This is a genomic window from Paenibacillus sp. JDR-2, assembly GCF_000023585.1.
Taxonomy (GTDB): Bacteria; Bacillota; Bacilli; order Paenibacillales; family Paenibacillaceae; genus Pristimantibacillus.
The window spans coordinates 4219572-4238139 of sequence record NC_012914.1; the positions used below are offsets into that span (position 1 = coordinate 4219572).

The following is an 18568-nucleotide window of genomic DNA, read 5'->3' on the forward strand; positions in this document are numbered from 1 at the left end:
CTTATGTGTATGATGGATATGTTTAAGGCAGGTTGCCTATAAACCGGATACGAATTTCACCCTTTTACAGAGCCAATCATGGCCCCTTTGACGAAATACTTTTGCAGGAAAGGATAAACCAGAATAATCGGGACAATCGCAAAGATGACGGTTGCGGCTCGCAAGGTCCGGCTATTATAGTTCAGATCCGCCGTTGATGCGGAGCCTGCCATAATCACGCTGTCATCCGTAATGAACTGGCGGATCTTGATTTGCAGCGGGAACCAGTCCGGATTTTGCAGAAAGAAGAGCGGGTGCTGGAACTGATTCCAGAGCAGAACCCCATAGAACAACGCTAGCGTTGCAAGAACGGCCTTGGACAGAGGGAGTACCAGCTGGAACAGCATCCGGAAATATCCGCAGCCTTCAAGAAATGCGGCTTCCTCAAGCTCCTTGGAAAATTGTTTAAAGAACGTCCGCATAATGATGAGATTAAACGGATTCAGAATATGCGGGACGATAAGTACAAGCGGATTGTTATAAAGACCAATACCCCGGACGGTCAGGAAGTAGGGTACGATTGGCGCTTTAAAAATCATGGCGATAACGACGCCGATCATAACCACGCCACCCCAGCGAAACTCCGACTTCGTCTTTGACAGCGGGTAGGCAAGCAGCGCGGTCATCAGAAGTGCAATTGCCGTTCCGATTACTGTCGTGACCAAGGTCAGGAAGAACGATTTCCACAAATCGGGACGGTCGATGATATACGCCCAGGAGTCGAAGGTAAATTGCTTCGGCCATAAGGTTACCAGGTTCATGTCCACTGCGCTTTTGGAACTAAGCGAGGTAGAGATGACGGACAGGAGAGGTATAATCGCTATGGCGGACAAGAGGATGAGAATGATCGTAATGCCGGAAACAAAGACCTTCTCGCTTCGCGATTCAAACATGTCTACCAGAGCCCCCCATCCGAAACTTTCTTCGATAGCTTGTTAAACATATAGACCAGGATAAATCCGATAACGGACTGGAATAAGCCAACCGCCGTCGCAAAACTGTACTGTGCCTGCTGAATGCCTGTCCGGAATACGTAAGTATCGAGTATGTCCCCTACGTTATAGGTCATCGGCGTGATGAGGTTGAACACCTGGTCGAAGCCCAGATCCAGGAAATTGCCGATTTCCAGAAGGAACAGCACCAATACGGTAGGAAGCAGCAGCGGGAACGTAATATGGCGCATTTGCCTGAACTTGGACGCTCCGTCGATCATGGCCGATTCGTACAGCTGAGGGTCAATGGCGCTGATCGCCGCCATATACACGACGGTTCCCCAACCGGCATCCCTCCATATGGAGGAAATGACGTACACGGGACGGAAGTAATCGCTCTCCTGCATCGCAAGTACCGGCTCTTGACCAAACCAGCCAAGGACGATGTTAAACAATCCGCTTAACGAGAAGAAATCAAACACGATGCCGGCTACGATAACCCAAGACAAGAAATGCGGGATATAGAGCGCGGTCTGAATGCCTTTCTTCAGCGCCGATTTACGAATCTCGTTAATCATCAGCGCCAGCAGAACGGGTATCGGAAAGACCAGTACAAGCTTGAGCAATCCGAGCATTAACGTGTTCCCGAACACCCGGGCAAAGTCCGGATGATGCAGCAGCGTATCAAAGTGCTTGAAGCCCACCCATGGACTGTCGATAAACCCTTTAAATACCGAGTAGTCTTTGAAGGCGATTACAGCGCCGGCCAGCGGAATGTATTTAAATACAACTAGAAAAATAATTCCCGGAATCGCCATGGCATATAGCGGCCAGTAGACCTTCATTCGATGAAATGCAATTGCTTTCAATAGGTTCCCCCCTGTATGTTCGTTGTTGAATTCGCTTACATCGTAACTATACAATCAGGGGTAAGCCCTCTCAATCGGGCTTTTTTAAGGATAAACAAGGTCATTTTTAAGTAAAAAATGGCGAACCGGCTTTCGCCTGGCGACCAACATAGCTATGCGTTGGGCAGCCTTTTACGATAATCTCTAGGTTTATAGCCTGTTAATTTCTCGAACATTCTCGCAAAATGCTGCGTATCCGAATAGCCCACCATCTGACAAACTTCATACACCTTTAAGTCGGTTCTCTCAAGCAGCTCCTTCGCTTTGTTAATCCGTATTCGGGTCAAAAAATTAACGTAGGTATCTCCCGTCTTTTGTTTGAAAAACTGGCTTAAGTAATAAGGACTGATAAAGAAACGCGCGGACAAATCCGCAAGCGTTATAGGTTCGCTGTAATGCTCGGCGACGTATTCCTTCACCTCCGCGATAATATCCTTTTTCTTCGGGATGTTATGCTCTTGCTTGAATACGATAATTTTCCGAATGACTTGGGCCATCCACTCCTCCAGGCTTTCAAGCGTCTGAAACCTGGACATCCCCTCCAGCGACAGGATATGGCGGCCCAAGAAATCATTTTGCTGCAGCTGCCGGAACGACATTTTACGGACGCTCGATAATAGAATGTTCAAGCACTGCAGTTGAAGATCGGTCGGGCTCATGCCAGATCTGGCTTCCATCTTCCGAAAGATGTCGCGTATGATGCTTATGCCTTCCTTCTCGTCGAGGTTCTCGAGCGCTGCCTCCAGCTTCGTAATCATCTCCTCCGGAACGGGCTCGCTCCGCCCTGTCAGATTATGAATTTCAGGATGGGCGATTACTGCGTTTGCTCCCTTGATTACCTTATAGCTAAGCGCATGGCGGGCTTGCTCAAATGACAAGCTGATCCCGGCTGCCCCCTTTTGAACCGTGCCGATTCCAACCGTCATTGACAGTTCGTAATGCTGATAGACCTGCTCCTTCAACCGGTGCACCGAGCTTACCAGGTCCGCATAGCCGATCGAGCGGCCTTGCGACACAATAACCGCAATCTGGGTGCTTGAATAACGAAACCGGTAGACTGCCCGGTATTTGCCGAGATTCTGGTCAATTTGATCAAGCACTTGCTGAATTACGGAATCCCTCAAGGTATCCGCGGAGCCATAAAATTCAAGCAGCATGCAGCCAAACCAGATGCCCGCCGACGGAATCCTCGCAATCTGAAGAAGCTCTTCGATCACTTCCTCTTTCTCGCTGCCGATATCCAGAAGATCCCGCAAAGCGTTCTCTTGCATAAGGCTGTGCACCTCTTGCTTTAAATCGTCAACTTCCCGGCGCTTCGCCTTTTCCGCTTGAACGGTCTTCATCGCGGTATACAAACAATCCCGCAATTCCTCTTCCTCGACCGGCTTATTGATATAGAATTGCACGCCAAGCTGCATCCCTCTCCGGGCATATTCGAAGTCGGCATAGCCGCTAAGCAAAATGAACTTTGTTTGCACGCCAGCCTCCTGCACCATATGGATCATATCGAGACCGTCTGCCTGAGGCATCCGAATATCCGTAATGACAATATCGGGTTTTATTTTCTGAATAAGCTTGGACCCTTCCACGCCGTTGTGGGCTGTACCAACAACTTCGCATTCCGGGATATAACGGCTTATCATTTTTTTGAGACCGTCCACAATGCCTTTTTCGTCATCCACCAAAATCAACCTCATATCCAACATCGCTCCTTGTCTCTTCGCATTCAGCATTCACTTAAAGCCGGGGGATTAAAATTTCCACAATGGTTCCTCGGTCTTGACCCGGACGAATCGTAAGGTAATACCGCTCACCGTAATGGAGCTTAATACGTTCAGCAATATTTTTCAGGCCTAAGCCTTCATTCTCAGGCAGCTCGGCATCTGCTAGCCTATGCTTGCCCGCCCCTGCTTCCTCCAGCAAATGAAGCAGCTCCTTATGCTTCCCAGCAGAAATCCCTGCCCCATCATCCGTTATCCGGATCAGGATCTCCCCTTCTTCCGTCCAGATGCCCTCAATCTCGATATTTAATGGCCTGCTGTAATCCTCGAATCCATGGTTAATGCTATTTTCAACAATAGGCTGGAATACAAGGGGAATAATACTGCATGACAGCATTTCATCCGGTACCTTTATATGCAAATGGAAAGAATCGTCAAACCGGATATTCTGAAGCTGCAAGTAATTGGCCGTATACTCCAATTCATGCCGCACCGAATGGTGCCTGCCTTCTTTCCCCAGCGTTAAGCGAAACATGCGCGCCAAAATCTTGATCATATCCGCTGTTTCCTCGTCGTCTTTCATCAGTGATTTCATGCGGATGGATTCCAGCGTATTGTACAGCATGTGGGGATTTATCTGGTTCTGGAGCGCGGCAAGCTTGGCTTGACGCCGCTTGATCTCCGCTATATACACATCTTCAATCAAGGTTCCGATTGTCGTAATCATTTTGTTGTAGCTGCGCACGAGACTTCCAATCTCATCGTTGGACTGCACTCGTTCGATGGGCAAATATTGGCCGGTCTCCGCCTGCTTCATCCTTCTGCGGAGCGCTTTGATAGGTTTTGTTATCGTATAGCTGAGTCCTAGCGAGATAAGCGTAATAACCAGGCAGCTCATAAGAATAGCGATTACGGTCATCGCTTTAATCTGATTGATTTTCTGCAACAGCTTTGAGCGAGGAATCTCCGTTTTGATAAAGAGCTTCTCCCGCGAAGTCGTCCCGGTTAAAATAATCTTTCCATGGCTGCTGTCGTCCTGGATATATCTCTCTCCGGAGTCAAGCACCTGTTCCCAGGAAAGCCGGCCGCTGGCCGCATCGGAATGGTACACAATCTCATGCTCGCGATTGCTGATTATGACGCTGATCCCGTATTTATCCCTGGCTAGTATAAAATCAGGGTCAAGCTGCAGCAGCGCAAACGGATCCAGATCAATCAGGAGCATGCCCGCATACGCTCCGTCGGAGCTGAACAGCACTCTTCCTACCGTCACTACGGCTCCTGCACCCTTATCCTCGTAATAGGAACGGTCATGCAAGCCGGTAATAAAAAATGTATCCTCCGAGCTGCGAAGCTGCTTGTACCAGTCCCGCGATAACAGCATCCCCTCGTTTACTCTGCTCGTGGTTGTCGTGTATTGGTACACATTGTTCTCCTTGCTGATTAATATAGCCGTACCTATAGCCGGCTTGAGCAAAGTAATGCGCATCAGTAATCTTTGGATGGCTACTCTTTGAATAATTAACTCATCCATGGATAAAGTCTGCTCTTCACCAAGCTTGGAAATCACTTCGCTGTCGACCAGTACCGACTTCGTAACCTTGTCATACTCATCAATAAATTCGTTTAATGTCGTCCTGATCTGAGAAGTATACAAGGAAGCGAATTCCTGTGAAGATTGTTCAAGCCCTTCCGCCGATTTATGAAAAATAAGTGCGCTTACTCCAAGCAGCGGAATAACGCAGGCCAAAAGGTACCCCGCCATTAATTTGTTCTGGAACCTCATATTTCTGATTAATACTACTGCCTTTCGCAGCCAGCCTCTTCGCTCCATATGCAGCCCTGCCTTTACCCATGTTTGTAACCGATTACACGGAACTTTAAGTTAAGCATAATCGATAATGAAATAGTGTTTTTTAAGTTTTTACCCGGTCTTTTTTATGAATTATTGTAGTCCTTATCGTCCTGCAATCAAACTCCCCTCATCCCCGGAACGGCTCGTGCTTGACAGTGCTGTTTGGCAAAGCTAATATCCTTATTAAAACATACATATGTATGTTTTAATAAGAGGGGGTGTTTGGCATGACGGATTTCGCAAGCGTAAGCGGTAAAATTGCCATCGTAACCGGTGCAGCCGACGGTCTCGGCAAAGCTATCGGGCTTTGTTTTGCCGAGAATGGAATGAAGGTCGTTGTCTCCGATATTCATGCGGACAAGGGCTCGGACGTTGCACGGGAGATTGCGTCAAATGGCGGAGATGCTGTCTTTTTCAAAGCGGATGTCAGCAAAGAAGAGGATGTCAGAGGATTAATCGATTTTGCGGTTGAGACTTACGGCCGGTTGGACGGTATCGTCAATAATGCGGGCATAAGCGCCGATAGCAGGCCCATCCACGAATATTCCATTGAAGAATTCGATAAAATTACGGCTATTGATCTCAAGGGTGTATTTATGGGAATGAAATACGGGATCGAGGCGATTCTGAAGTCGAAATCCGCAAGCGGATTTGTCATTAATGTGGCTTCCCTGGCAGGAATTATGGGCAATAGTTCGATGGGCATTTATACTTCGTCCAAGCATGGGGTTGTAGGATTAACGAAAAGCGCCGCCCTTGATTATGCCGCTTGCAACATCACCGTCAACGCCATTTGCCCGGGAACCATCCGGACTTCGATCTGGGGAGACGCACCCGAAGAAGTGATCCAGCAATACGCCAAGATCCTCTCACCAAACGGCAGGCTTGGCGATCCGAAGGAAGTGGCCCATGTCGCCTTATTCCTGGCTTCCGATCTTGCCCGTTATATCAGCGGTTCTGCCATAACGATCGACGCTGGTTCCCACGTTGGCAAAGTAACTCCTACGCAATGGTCTCATCCGGAGATTTTGGACTAATAAACCTACTAAAAATAACTTCCCGTCCAGGAAGTTATTTTTCGTTTTATGCTATAATCCGCTTTAAGAGTATGCTTACGATGCACTTTAGTTCATGACCAGGAGTAGCCTTGGTCAAATGAACTAAACGTTTGAGGTTATGCTTACGATGCACGTTTAGTTCATGACCAGGAGTAGCCTTGGTCAAATGAACTAAACGTTTGAGGAGTTAAAAAAATGATCACGACAAAAGAAAATATGTGCGAGCTAGCCATTCAGATGTTCAAGGAAATGGGCTTTGAACAAGTCAGCATTAATATGATTTGCAATCAACTGAAGGTTACCCGCGGTTCCTTTTACCATCACTTTTCCAGCAAGAACGACTTATTGTTGTTCTGGTTTTCTTCCCAGGTCGAAAAAAATATAGCCGTTGATATGAGCCTGGCATCTCCTAAACGGATTTTGAAGAAACAAACGATGGATTACGCTGCCATTATTCATCAGGTGGGGCATGATTTAATGTACCATATCCTAATGGCGGAATTTGAGCTTGAAGGCCGGCATTTTTACACGTATCTCCATGCGGAGGATCAGTCCGTCAGTTTAATCCATAAAGCTATCGAGCTTCAAGAAATCCATTCCGCTGAATCCGCCAAGAAGCTTTTCGACGCCTATACGGCTGCCATGGTCGGAGCGATCGTTATGTGGAAGTTCGACAATGGTCAATTTGATATTGCCGATAAAATTGAATCCATTTTTGATACGATTTTTAGTTAAGTCATGCTGAAATTTTATTACGAACTCACAACAACGCCGTTATTAAATTTCATTTGCGGAAAACTTCCGCCCGCTATCTGAGAAGCCGGAACAGCCTCTTCTATTCTCTTCACATCCCGTTCACTCAGACGCACATCCAGAGACTTCATGGATTCTTGAAGCTGGACAACGGTTCTGGCGCCAACTAACGGGATAATGTCTTTGCCTTTGGCCAGAACCCATGATACCGCAAGCTGCGCTACCGTCAATTGTTTCTCAGCGGCGATCTCGCGCAGGGCTTCTACAAGCGAAAGATTGCGATCAATATTGTCTTTCGAGAATAACGGAATATAAGCGTTGCTATGATCCACCTTTTCTTTCGAAAAAGTGCCGCTCAGCAAGCCGTGAGACAGCGTCCCAAACGCCACGATATCAATGTCTAATTCCCTTGCAGCCGGCATAATCTCTTGCTCGATACTGCGGTTAAACAACGAATATTGATATTCCGCCATATGGATCGGATGCACGGAATGCGCTCTTCTTAGTGTCTCCGCATCCACCTGCGTCATGCCAATATGCTTAACGTAGCCCGCCTTCACCATATCGGCCATAGCGCCAATGACCTCTTCAACGGGAATAGCCAAGTCGGTCCTTGCCGGCTGGTATAAATCGATGTACTCCACATTTAACCGCTTAAGCGTATGCGCAAGGTAATTTTTTATATGGTGCGGCCTGACATCCAGTCCGTACATGGCTCCGTTTGGCGCCGTCAATGCCCCGAATTTCACGGATAAAAAAGCCTTATCCCTATAGCCGTCTTTGAGCGCTTCGCCAATCAGCATTTCGTTATGTCCGCTTGAATAAAAGTCTGCCGTGTTAAGATGCGTAATTCCGGATTCCAATGCCGCATGAATCGTTGCAATACTTTCCTTGCGGTTAGAGCTTGCTTGAGACATCCGGCTGCAGCCAAGTCCCAATCTTGCGTTTCTTCTCTCGTTCATTTCACATACCTCCTGAATTGACTTAGGCAATACACGAACGGTTCGACTTATTCATAAATATAACCTATTACGTTAAACGTTATGTTTATGCAAAAAAAGGCTATTCACCTTTTTGTTCAAACCACCGCTCGAAATGGTCAATCATAGACTGCATTTCCCCGCGAAACCTTTCCAATTCACTCATTTTCTGATCCGTCTCGGCCAAATGCTGACGCAGGATATCAAGTGCTTTCCGTTTGGTCTGTACGCCGCTGGGATCGATAAAATACAACTGAACGACCTCGCGCATTTCATCGAGGCTAAAGCCTAGCCTCTTTAACTGGTCGATTTTTCGGAGACGTTCAAGGGATTCCTCGTTATAATAATGCTGGCCAGAACCTTCCCGCTCTCCCGGAGGCATAAGCCCGATGCTCTCGTAATGCCGGACGGTGCGTTGAGTAACCCCTGCCCTTCTTGCCAGTTCACCAATTCGCATGCGTGTTTCCATGAACCTTCGCCCCTCAAACATGACGTTAACGTAATGTTTATGAGTATACGCGCCAACGCTCACACTGTCAACTTCCATGCCGCCCCTAACCGGCACTTTCTATTAGGCTAAGTTGTGGTTTATAATAAGTATAGCGTTTACATTAGTTTTAGGAGGGTTCATTGATGGCTGACATCGGAATGCCCGGCTTTATCCTTCTTATTATTGTTGCATTGCTGCTATTCGGACCCAAAAAGCTTCCCGAGCTTGGGCGGGCGCTTGGACGCACCGTTCGGGAGTTTAAGTCCGGCATGCATGGCCTGATGAATGACGACGAACCAAATACGAAAAAGAACACGGCAGAGTACGAAACCGACCGTCCCAATTCAAAACAGCAACTTCCGGAATAACGGAAGCTGCTGTTTTTTAATTGCCTATATAATGGCCGTGGGCTTAGATAATGATTTCATAAATACCAATGCCAATTAAAATAATTCCCCCTATTGCATTGGAATACTTCCCAACCACCGTATTGGATATTTGGTGTCCCAGACGCGAACCCATTGCAATGGTAATAATCGAGAACGCTCCTACCGAAATCGTTGTTCCCCATGCCGAGACACCTGTAACTCCCGCCCCTAATCCGCTGGCAATACAATTTAACGAAAGAGCAATACCAAGCGTCCATGTTTCCTTCCAAGTTATGATGACATCTCCGTCATGGTCTGCTTTATATGATTTTTGCGCATTTGATGCTTTCCTTCTGTTTGCCGCCATCAGGGACTTGATTATCGCCCACAAGCCAATGGCCATTATCATACTGCCGCCAATAGTATTCGCAAAGGTTGGTGACGTATACGTTGCAATCAGATGTCCGCATCTTATAGCGATATAAGCGGATAACGTTGATAAGGCGGCAATAAGCAGGTTAGAACGAATAGGAATTTTTATGCGCCGGGTGCCAAAAGAAAAGCCGATTCCCAAATTGTCTAAATTAGATGCCAGACCAATCCCCAAAATACTAAGCCAATGCAATTCCTTCCCGTCTCCCCTCTTGATGACAATAGTTTATGTTATGCCGGCTTTTCTTTATGGGTTCCTGCCTAGAACTAGCTGCGGGTTGAACGTGCAACGGCATATCGCCCAATGTGTAGCGAATGCAAAAAAAAGAAGCATGAACGGAAACGTCCATGCTTCTTTTTTTGCGTTTCAGCCTTTGGTCAGGCGAATTGTATTTGCGTTAATAGAGGAGGATCTTCTCAACAATACGGAAATGGAGCTTAACAGCAAAAATAGAAATCCGCCTAACACAACGTACGGCGTACCCATTCCGGTAATAAATAGTCCGCATACCGTCGCTCCAAAGGTTGTTCCTAAATTGGCTGATGTCAGAAATAATCCGTTGGCGAATTCTGGCGCCTCCGGAGCAGCGGACGTTATCCAGTATTGGTTGATATTCGCTCCGATACCTGCCACTACTCCCCAAATTACTATAATGAAGAACATGGAAATGCCGATCTGTCCCATAGAAAACATCACGATGTAAACCGCGCCCAGCGCAAAAGGAAAAATAACGGCGCATTTATAGGCGTATGCTGCGAGAAGTTTTCCTGCCAGGAAGTTTCCGACGATATTGGCCGCTCCGTAAAGGAATAACGCGAAGCTAATCGTGTTCCACGCCATATTCGTAACGGTTTCCAGATACTCGGCAAGGTAACTATATACGCCGTATACGGCCCCGTTCATAAAAATAACGGCGGCGATAGACAGCCAAATGACTGATCTTTTCAGTACTCTCACTTGTGCCCCATAGGATACTTTTTCGTTAACCGGCATGGCTGGCACAAAAAGAAGGGTTGCCAAAAACACGAGCGCATTCACAACGGCAAGGAATATCAACGCCATGCTTAAGGTGGTCGCATCGGCAATTAGACTAGTGACAGGCACGCCAAGAACCATTCCTGCCGATACTCCGATAAATATTTTCGACACCGCTTTGGGGCCCTCTTCCTTACTGACAGACGAAGCAGCAGCCGTAAAGGCCAGTGACACATATACGGGATGAAAAAGGGCCGGAATCACTCGAGCAATTAGTAACAAGGCAAAATTGGACGTTGCCGCGGAGACCGCGTTGCCCAGAATAAAAATAGAGAGCACAAGCAGCATCGTTGTCTTGCGATTCATGCGAGAGAACAATAATGGCGTAATTGGACCGGATACGGCAATGGCCAGCGCAAAAAGACTGACCACCAGCCCGGCTGTGGTTATGCTGACGTCATAGCGCTCGGCAATTAACGGCAATATCCCGATAACTCCCATCTCGGTATTCAATATCCCAAAGACGCCTAATGCCAAAATAATAATCAGCCATTTATTCGGTTTTGCGCTCAATAGAAATCATCCTCATGTCGCACCCGATCAGCCTTGGTACTGATCTTCGCTTACTTTCTCCAGCCATTCGACTGCCTTGCCGTCGAGACGTTCCTGTATGGCAATATGAGTCATCGCGGTCGTTGGAGAAGCGCCATGCCAATGCTTCTCTCCCGGCGGGAACCAGACCACGTCTCCGGGGAAAATGTCCTCAATTGGTCCTCCCCAGCGTTGGATCCGTCCGCTGCCCGCGGTTACAATGAGCGTCTGGCCAAGCGGATGCGTATGCCATGCGGTCCTTGCTCCCGGCTCGAACGTCACGCTTGCTCCTGCAACCCGCGCAGGGTCTGGCGCTTCAAACAGAGGATCAATGCGCACCGTTCCCGTAAAATAATCAAACGGTCCTTTGCCGGAAGGCTGAGTTCCAATTCTTCTGATCGTCATTTATAATTCCTCCATTCGTATCGTTTAATAAGATCTTACTGATTCCTCATCGTGCTGACGTCAATGACAAATCTATACCGGACATCCGAAGCCAATACGCGCTCCCAGGCTTCATCTATCCGATTGGCCGAAATGACTTCGATTTCGGGCGTAATCTGGTGTTCAGCGCAAAAGTCCAGCATCTCCTGCGTTTCGCGAATTCCGCCGATAGACGAACCGGCAAACGAACGGCGCTGAGGAATCAACGAGAATACTTGAACCGGCAGCGGCTCCGATGGAGCACCAACGTTGACCAGCGTACCGTCCACGGCCAAGAGAGAAAGGTACGCATTAATATCGATCTTCGCGCTTACCGTATTTACGATAAGATCAAAGGAACTAGCCAGTTGCTTGAACGTCTCCGGATCGCTTGTCGCATAATAATGGTCCGCGCCAAGCTGCAGACCGTCTTCTTTCTTCTTCAAGGATTGCGATAATACCGTTACCTCTGCTCCCATGGCGTGGGCGAGCTTCACGGCCATATGTCCAAGACCGCCAAGTCCCACAACGGCAACCTTTTTGCCTGGAGCGGCTCCCCAATGCCGCAGCGGCGAATACGTTGTAATGCCGGCGCACAAAAGCGGGGCGGCGGCGTCCAGCGCCAATGCGTCGGGAATTTTAACCACGAACTCTTCCTTTACGACGATATGAGTGGAATAACCGCCTTGGGTATATTGCCCGTAGCGGTCGATAGAGCCGTAAGTACCGGTCATTCCTTCCATGCAATACTGCTCTTCCCCCTTATGGCAGTTTGCGCACTTCCCGCAGGAATCAACCATGCAGCCTACTCCAACCCGGTCGCCAACGTTATACTTGGTTACTTCCGAACCAACCTTAGTGACAATTCCGGCAATCTCGTGCCCCGGAACAAAAGGATATTGCACAGTTCCCCATTCACCCCTGGCGGAATGAATATCGGAATGGCAAATTCCGGCAAACTTAATTTCTATAAGGATATCGCGAGGCTGCAGTTCCCTGCGTTCGATAGCCGTGAGTTCGAAAGTCCCTTCTTGACTAAATGTTGCGCGTGCATGAGCTGTAATCATTATATAACCTCCCGGTAGTTTTTGAATAAACATCAACATGAACTGGATAAACAAAATGCATTGTTTAATCAACTCATGTTCATTATTATATAACTTAGAAGATTGCATTCAATGGTTAAAAAATCAGAATATGTTGATATATCAACAACGAAGACAAAAATGTTAATTATCTTGCGAAGGCCAGGTGACTATTTTCATGCCCAAAGTGGATCGAAGAATTGTTAAAACGCAGGAGTCATTAAAACACGCGGTTATCGATCTAATGTCGGAAAAAAGCTTCGACGAAATTACGATTCAGGATATCGCGGACCGGGCAAATCTAAACCGCGGAACGATTTACCTGCATTATCAGGACAAATACGACTTACTCGATAAACTCATCGAATCACACTTGAATGAATTGGGAGAAATGGATAAATGGGCATGCGAGATGGATTGGATTGACGCGCTGGTTCCTTATTTCAAATATTTCGAAGAAAATTTTCTTTTTTTCTCCACGATGCTTGCCAGTAAAGAAGCGAAGGGTGCCCCGTCCTCTTTCCGAACCCGGCTGCTGAACTCTTTTATGGAAGGGTTTAAAGGTGAAATTGACAGGGAAAGCGAAAGAAATACCGATTTGAGCGATGAGGTTATGCTGCAGTATGCCGGGACTGCTTATGTAGGGGTAATTGAATGGTGGATCAGGAACGGTATGCCCCATCCGCCGGAAGTTATGGCGAAGCAAGTTGGGGTTTTATTGGAGCGAAGTCTTTAATTAAGATAGCTGCTGGCTAACAAAATAAGCACTGACCCCTAAGGTGTCAGTGCTTATCCATTACCTTTGCTTGTTCATCGCATGTACTTCCATAAAACCCAGCAGATCAAGGCGGATATCCAAGATACAAATCCGAAAATAATAACGATCTTATTTTCACTCCAGCCATATTTCAAACTGAAATGGTAGTGAATCGGAGCCATCCGGAACAATCTCTTTTTCGTTTTCTTGTAATACCAGACCTGCAGAATGACCGATAATTGTTCAGCTATATAGACTGAAAATAATATCGGAATTAGAATTTCAACTTTCTCAATAACAGCTAAAAAGGTTAGCGATCCGCCAATCGCAAGCGAGCCGGTATCGCCCATAAAAGCTTTGGCCGGATAAATATTGTATAGGAATAACCCCAGCAGGCAGCCAATCATCACTAACGAGAAAGTCTTAATTTCTGTTTTGTCCGAAATCATAAAGAAGAAAAAATAAGTCGGGATGGAGACGTTAATGAGCAGCCCGTCGAGCCCATCCGTAAAGTTGATCGCATTCGCGGAGCCGACGATAAACAGCATCATAAGAATCAAGTATACCCACACCGGCAGGTGAACCGCTAAGCTACTAAGCAGCAGAATATCGGAACTCAAATGAAATTGAGTCAACAGTATATATAGCAATAGAATCGTAAACGCAAACTGGAATACCAGCTTTGTTTTCCCTGAAATGCCTGAAGGATCTTGAAAGGCCGCCTTCTTCATATCGTCCATAAAGCCTACCAGGCTGAACAAAACAAACGTTGCTCCAAGAAAAAGCATAAGCGGACTGGGATGAAAATAGACCGAGGTAAACACGCCGATAAGCAGAATGAGCCCAGCCATTAGCGGCGTTCCGCGTTTGGCCTGATGATCCGCCGGCAGCTCAATCCGAATAGGCTGAAGCAGCTTCAAGCTGCGAAGCCCCCATATCAAGACAGGAGTAAACACCGTCACAATGGCAAATGAAATACTTAACGCAACAAGTAACGAAGTATCCACCTCAGCCTCTCTCCCCCAACCGCTAACCTACGTTTTTCCAATCATGCTTATCCAATATTTTACTGCGGTATCCTTCCAGCTACAATGACTCGTCAATGATAATTGCATTATAAATTATCAAGGCAAATAAAAAGGGAAGATCAGGACGCACCTGTTTCTTCCCTCTTCCTTTCCTTGCATTAGCCAAGATCCAAAGCACTGTTGAGCAGTTGAACATCATCGACGAACAAATCTACCGAATTGGCCAGCGAACTGTTCATAATGAAGATTTGAGCCACGGTCGCTCCCGAGAAGGCAGGCTCTACATTGAAGTAGGCAGTCTTCCAGTTATTCGCCGTGCCGTCCGGCAAACGGGAAGGCACCGTGGCTATAAGTCCCGTATTCTGATAGACAAGCCCGGACGTGAAGTAAAAGACGCCAATAACGACGGACGGTCCAAGACCGGAGCCGTTCTTCGACAACGAGACCATCAGCTCGAAGCTGTTGCTGTCAGGCACGCTAGCAAGCTTATAGATATAGGAGCCGGACGTCCCTCCTGCAACCTGGGCGGAGTTCGAGCCGGTCTGGCTGTAAGTCGAATTGAGAGTTACTGTCCCGGAGGTTACCCACCCTGTCAGCCCCGATTCGAATCCGCTATTCGTGACATAATTAATGATACTCATCGCATGTTTCCCCCTCATAGATGGATTGTGAAGCTATCTCATTCTATGAAGGCTTGTACGGCTTGGTTCTTCCAATAGCCTGTCTTGAGGCCCATTTCATAGAGTTACAAGAAACATGCGTTTCTTGAAATAAAAAACTCGCTTCGGCATATCCCGAAGCGAGTCTTTTAGCTTTTGCTTAGTAGCCCAAAGCTGTCTTTGCGTCTTTCCATTTTTTGTTGAGTTTATCGAATGCTGCTTTGAGATCATCAGCTACGATATACTCCTGCACGTAGTCTCCGGTACCGATGCCGATTTGCGCTTTGTTCGCGATTTCATTGTATTTAGGATCGGTTGCTTCGCTTTCGATCAGCGTCGGGTTCAACGCCTGGAACTCTGCTAATTGCGGAATGGAGGATTGCGCCGATTTGTCGATTGGCATAAAGCCGGAATCTTCAACGTAACCGGATTCTTTTACAAAGAACTCTACCCAAGCTTTAGCGAGCTCCTTGTTTTTGCTGTCTTTACTTACGGCTACGAAATAGTCGGAACCAAGCGGTGCGTTATACTTGCCGCTGTTATCGTAAGGAAGAGGGAAGAAGCCGATATCCTCCGATGCTGCGCCAGCACCGATAATTTGAGGGATTACCCAGTTGCCAAGGAAATACATGGCCGCTTTGCCGCTTGCTACTTCGCCTTTGGACATTTCCCAGTTGTTCGTGTACAAATCTTTCTCTACATAACCTTTTTCAACGAATGTGCGGCCGATTGTTGCGAGTGTGCCCCAAGCGTTATCCAATTGGAAAGGCGCATCCTCGGATACTTGTTTCGTAGCGAATTGCGGATCGCCGTTTACGTACCAAGCGGAGCCATCTCCCCAGTTGCCCATCGGCCATTGCGCGCCGTAGTTCATGTACAGCGGTGTGATTTTCGCCGCTTTCAGCTTTTCGGCATCGGCATAAAGCTCATCGAGCGTTGTTGGCACTTTATCAATGCCCGCAGCCGCGAATGCTTTCTTGTTATATACGATACCTTGCGTGTTAACGCCTGTCGATAGGCCGTAACGCTTGCCGTCAAACAACGTGTTATCCGCAAAGTAAACGTTATTGAACCATTCATCCGGAAGCGGCTCGAAATATTTGCTGTATTCCGATGTAGCCAGGCCTGCCGGAATCATCAGAACGTCGCCTGCTTCCCCAGTCGTCAATCGGACTTGAATGTCCGTTGCATAGTTCGTAAGACCTTCGAATTCGATCTTCGCGTTTGGATACTTTTCCTTGAATTTTGCCGCATACCGGTCGAAGGTTCCATCGTTTACGTAGTCCGTTCTTTGCGTAAGTACTTTAATCGTGCCGCTCAGATCGCTTGGAGCATCTGTCGTTCCAGCGTCTTTCGTACCAGCGTCGTTAGAAGCCGTAGCATTGTTAGTGCCGGTATTCGTAGCCGTTCCCGCATTGTTATTACCTGCATTGTTGCCTCCGCAAGCTGCCGTGAGGACTACCGTTAAAGCAAGAACCAATGAGACCGCAAATCTTTTTTCCATCGTTGTTACCCCCTGCAATTAGTATTTAACAACTTCCATTTGCTTTGTTTCACACTTTGGTATCGCTTACATCATCATCATATCCTCTGGAAAAACAAATTCATATGAAGTTTTTTTGTTTTTATTGTCATGAATTATGCTAACATTTTTTGTTTTGTTAGGTTAGAAGACAATAAAAGACTACTCCGTTCTGCCATAATGCTCGCTTATGACTTCAGCCGCGATTTTGCCGTACATGCAGTAATCGTCGTTGCTTGCAGCTTCCTCACTCTTATACAATCGTGCCGGCCAATCCCACAGCATATAGCCCTGCATCCATTCACGCTTTGAGCAGGCTGCGAACATGGCTTCGTAATAACGCTTTTGTTCGAGCTCGGAAGGACTTCCGGGAAGCGACCAATCATTGGGCCTCGCAAGCGAACCCTCGCGGCTTGGACATCCAGCCTCCATGAAGAAGAACGGTTTGTCCCAAGACTTCACGGCCGCTTCGATCCGATCGAGCTGAGCTTCCCATTGGTCAATGGGATAATAGCCGCTGGAGGAAATAATATCCACGGCATCCCACCAGGTAACCCGCTCCTCCTGATATTTGTCGCAATTATAGGTAATAAGCCCACTGTAGATTTCGCGAACCTCCGCAATTAAAGCACGCCATTCCTTATCGCGTTTGTCGGTCTGCACCATTTCGCAGCCGATGCACAGCATCTCGCAGCCTTCCGCTTCTGCAATTACGGCATAATGCTTAATAAATGAACGATAAGAACGGAACCACTCTGCCCAGCTTGGCTCGCCGGGCACTTCATCATCGAAGAAATTAATGTGAGCCCGCCAAGTCCCGTTTGTACAGTTAACGACCGGCTTCAAGCATACTTTTAATCCATGCCGCTTCGCCTCTCGGATCGCCCATAACACTTCGCCGTCCGTTACGGTTGGTTCTTCCCAATAAGGAATAACAGTGGATTGCGGTGTTTCTTGATTGGCAGCAAGAGCGATCGCCACCCAGTTTACATTCAGCTTCGTCATCTCCGACATGGAGTGCTCCGCTTCGGGACTTGCCCAAGTGCCGCGCACGCCAGTCCAGCCCCACGTCATTCCGTTCACATATTCATTCCATTGTTTCAACATTGATGCACTCCTTCATGAATTCCTTTTGTAACAGCTATTTAGTTCATTCAGCTACTTCACCGCGCCATTCGTAACCCCCGCAAAAATATAACGTTGGAGGAACAGGAACAGCAGCAGCGTCGGAATGAAAATAATAAGAATGCCGGCAGATATCACGTTTAATTGAGCAGCATTTGGTCCAACGAAGGAGTAAATGGCTGTCGATACGACCTTCAGCTTCTGGCTCGGCATGTATAAGTACGGGGTATAGAAATCGTTGTAAATCGAAATGGTTTTCAGAATAACAAGCGTTGCCGTGGCGGGTCCCAGCAGCGGGAAAATAATAGAGCGGTAAATCCGGAATAGAGAAGCCCCTTCCATCATCGCGCTTTCGTCCAAGTCCTTCGGAATGCTGTTCACAAACTGCAAATAAATAACGATTTGAAGCACGTCAGCGCCCAAATACAAAATGATCGGACCGCCCATGGTATTGTACAGATGCAGCGATTTGATAACGCTAAACGTAGCAACCTGGGTCGTTACCATCGGAATAACTTGGGCAATGAGATACATTCCCATAATCGGTTTTTTCAACTTGAAATCGAATCTCCCGACCGCATAAGCTACCATCGTTCCGAACAAGACATTGCCGGCAACCGCTATAACGAGAATGATGAAAATATTTTTAAAGCCGAGACCAAGCTTGCCGATTTCAATGACCTTGCTAAAGTTTTCAAAGTTGAATAGATTAGCAGGCATTCGGAGCCCGGATTGGTAATATTCCCGTTGCGTCTTGAAAGCGCCGATAAATACGGAATACAAGGGAAAGAACACGACGAACAAGGCCATGGCCAGCGTAAAGTATTTGAATATCGTAAAGGAGAATGACTCTTCTCGTTTCATCC

At 47.3% G+C, this 18568-nt stretch carries 19 protein-coding genes; 4 read left to right on the forward strand and 15 right to left on the reverse strand.

Annotated elements, in window-relative coordinates:
- Positions 1 to 56 precede the first annotated feature (56 nt).
- From PJDR2_RS18570 to PJDR2_RS18585, 4 genes are all read right to left on the reverse strand, one after another.
- Positions 57 to 932, reverse strand: coding sequence for a carbohydrate ABC transporter permease (locus PJDR2_RS18570; RefSeq protein WP_015845258.1), 876 nt, complete (start codon positions 930 to 932; stop codon positions 57 to 59).
- Between the two features lie 2 nt (positions 933 to 934).
- The gene (locus PJDR2_RS18575) at positions 935 to 1840 is read right to left on the reverse strand and encodes an ABC transporter permease (protein ID WP_041613508.1); all 906 of its coding nucleotides are present in this window, start codon (positions 1838 to 1840) and stop codon (positions 935 to 937) included.
- Positions 1841 to 1992: 152 nt separating this feature from the next.
- Complete coding sequence (locus tag PJDR2_RS18580; protein ID WP_015845260.1) at positions 1993 to 3576, reverse strand: response regulator; 1584 nt, start codon at positions 3574 to 3576, stop codon at positions 1993 to 1995.
- 40 nt (positions 3577 to 3616) lie between these two features.
- Positions 3617 to 5434, reverse strand: coding sequence for a sensor histidine kinase (locus PJDR2_RS18585; RefSeq protein WP_015845261.1), 1818 nt, complete (start codon positions 5432 to 5434; stop codon positions 3617 to 3619).
- Positions 5435 to 5682: 248 nt separating this feature from the next.
- Here PJDR2_RS18585 and PJDR2_RS18590 point away from each other — a divergent pair, with 248 nt between their 5' ends.
- Positions 5683 to 6492, forward strand: coding sequence for an SDR family NAD(P)-dependent oxidoreductase (locus PJDR2_RS18590; RefSeq protein WP_015845262.1), 810 nt, complete (start codon positions 5683 to 5685; stop codon positions 6490 to 6492).
- A gap of 216 nt (positions 6493 to 6708) precedes the next feature.
- A complete protein-coding gene (locus tag PJDR2_RS18595) occupies positions 6709 to 7248 on the forward strand; it encodes a TetR/AcrR family transcriptional regulator (protein WP_015845263.1) in 540 nt (179 codons plus the stop codon).
- Positions 7249 to 7265: 17 nt separating this feature from the next.
- On the opposite strand, the gene PJDR2_RS18600 is transcribed toward PJDR2_RS18595, so the two are convergent.
- Positions 7266 to 8228 carry an aldo/keto reductase gene (locus PJDR2_RS18600; RefSeq protein WP_015845264.1) on the reverse strand — a complete coding sequence of 321 codons (963 nt, stop codon included), beginning with the start codon at positions 8226 to 8228 and terminating at the stop codon, positions 7266 to 7268.
- A 100-nt stretch (positions 8229 to 8328) separates the two neighbouring features.
- Positions 8329 to 8715 (reverse strand): MerR family transcriptional regulator, encoded by a 387-nt coding sequence (locus tag PJDR2_RS18605; protein WP_015845265.1) that lies wholly within the window; start codon positions 8713 to 8715, stop codon positions 8329 to 8331.
- 164 nt (positions 8716 to 8879) lie between these two features.
- On the opposite strand from PJDR2_RS18605, the gene PJDR2_RS18610 reads away from it, so the two are divergent.
- Positions 8880 to 9104, forward strand: a complete 225-nt coding sequence (locus PJDR2_RS18610; RefSeq protein WP_015845266.1) for a twin-arginine translocase TatA/TatE family subunit — start codon at positions 8880 to 8882, stop codon at positions 9102 to 9104.
- A 43-nt stretch (positions 9105 to 9147) separates the two neighbouring features.
- On the opposite strand, the gene PJDR2_RS18615 is transcribed toward PJDR2_RS18610, so the two are convergent.
- The 4 genes from PJDR2_RS18615 to PJDR2_RS18630 all read right to left on the reverse strand — a co-directional run bounded on the left by PJDR2_RS18615 (position 9148) and on the right by PJDR2_RS18630 (position 12593).
- Complete coding sequence (locus tag PJDR2_RS18615; protein ID WP_015845267.1) at positions 9148 to 9729, reverse strand: manganese efflux pump; 582 nt, start codon at positions 9727 to 9729, stop codon at positions 9148 to 9150.
- Positions 9730 to 9903: 174 nt separating this feature from the next.
- Complete coding sequence (locus PJDR2_RS18620) at positions 9904 to 11085, reverse strand: MFS transporter (RefSeq protein ID WP_015845268.1); 1182 nt, start codon at positions 11083 to 11085, stop codon at positions 9904 to 9906.
- Positions 11086 to 11112: 27 nt separating this feature from the next.
- Complete coding sequence (locus PJDR2_RS18625) at positions 11113 to 11508, reverse strand: cupin domain-containing protein (RefSeq protein ID WP_015845269.1); 396 nt, start codon at positions 11506 to 11508, stop codon at positions 11113 to 11115.
- A 35-nt stretch (positions 11509 to 11543) separates the two neighbouring features.
- Positions 11544 to 12593, reverse strand: a complete 1050-nt coding sequence (locus PJDR2_RS18630) for an NAD(P)-dependent alcohol dehydrogenase (protein ID WP_015845270.1) — start codon at positions 12591 to 12593, stop codon at positions 11544 to 11546.
- A 196-nt stretch (positions 12594 to 12789) separates the two neighbouring features.
- Here PJDR2_RS18630 and PJDR2_RS18635 point away from each other — a divergent pair, with 196 nt between their 5' ends.
- Positions 12790 to 13347 (forward strand): TetR/AcrR family transcriptional regulator, encoded by a 558-nt coding sequence (locus PJDR2_RS18635; protein ID WP_015845271.1) that lies wholly within the window; start codon positions 12790 to 12792, stop codon positions 13345 to 13347.
- 74 nt (positions 13348 to 13421) lie between these two features.
- Here the strand turns inward: PJDR2_RS18635 and mraY are convergent, their stop codons facing one another.
- The 5 genes from mraY to PJDR2_RS18660 all read right to left on the reverse strand — a co-directional run bounded on the left by mraY (position 13422) and on the right by PJDR2_RS18660 (position 18566).
- A complete protein-coding gene (gene mraY, locus PJDR2_RS18640; RefSeq protein ID WP_015845272.1) occupies positions 13422 to 14375 on the reverse strand; it encodes a phospho-N-acetylmuramoyl-pentapeptide-transferase in 954 nt (317 codons plus the stop codon).
- Positions 14376 to 14554: 179 nt separating this feature from the next.
- Positions 14555 to 15037 (reverse strand): NTTRR-F1 domain, encoded by a 483-nt coding sequence (locus PJDR2_RS18645; protein WP_015845273.1) that lies wholly within the window; start codon positions 15035 to 15037, stop codon positions 14555 to 14557.
- 178 nt (positions 15038 to 15215) lie between these two features.
- Positions 15216 to 16559 carry an ABC transporter substrate-binding protein gene (locus PJDR2_RS18650; protein ID WP_015845274.1) on the reverse strand — a complete coding sequence of 448 codons (1344 nt, stop codon included), beginning with the start codon at positions 16557 to 16559 and terminating at the stop codon, positions 15216 to 15218.
- 180 nt (positions 16560 to 16739) lie between these two features.
- Positions 16740 to 17684, reverse strand: coding sequence for a glycoside hydrolase family 113 (locus PJDR2_RS18655; RefSeq protein ID WP_015845275.1), 945 nt, complete (start codon positions 17682 to 17684; stop codon positions 16740 to 16742).
- 51 nt (positions 17685 to 17735) lie between these two features.
- On the reverse strand, positions 17736 to 18566 hold the full coding sequence (locus PJDR2_RS18660) for a carbohydrate ABC transporter permease (protein WP_015845276.1): 831 nt from the start codon (positions 18564 to 18566) through the stop codon (positions 17736 to 17738).
- Positions 18567 to 18568: the final 2 nt, after the last annotated feature.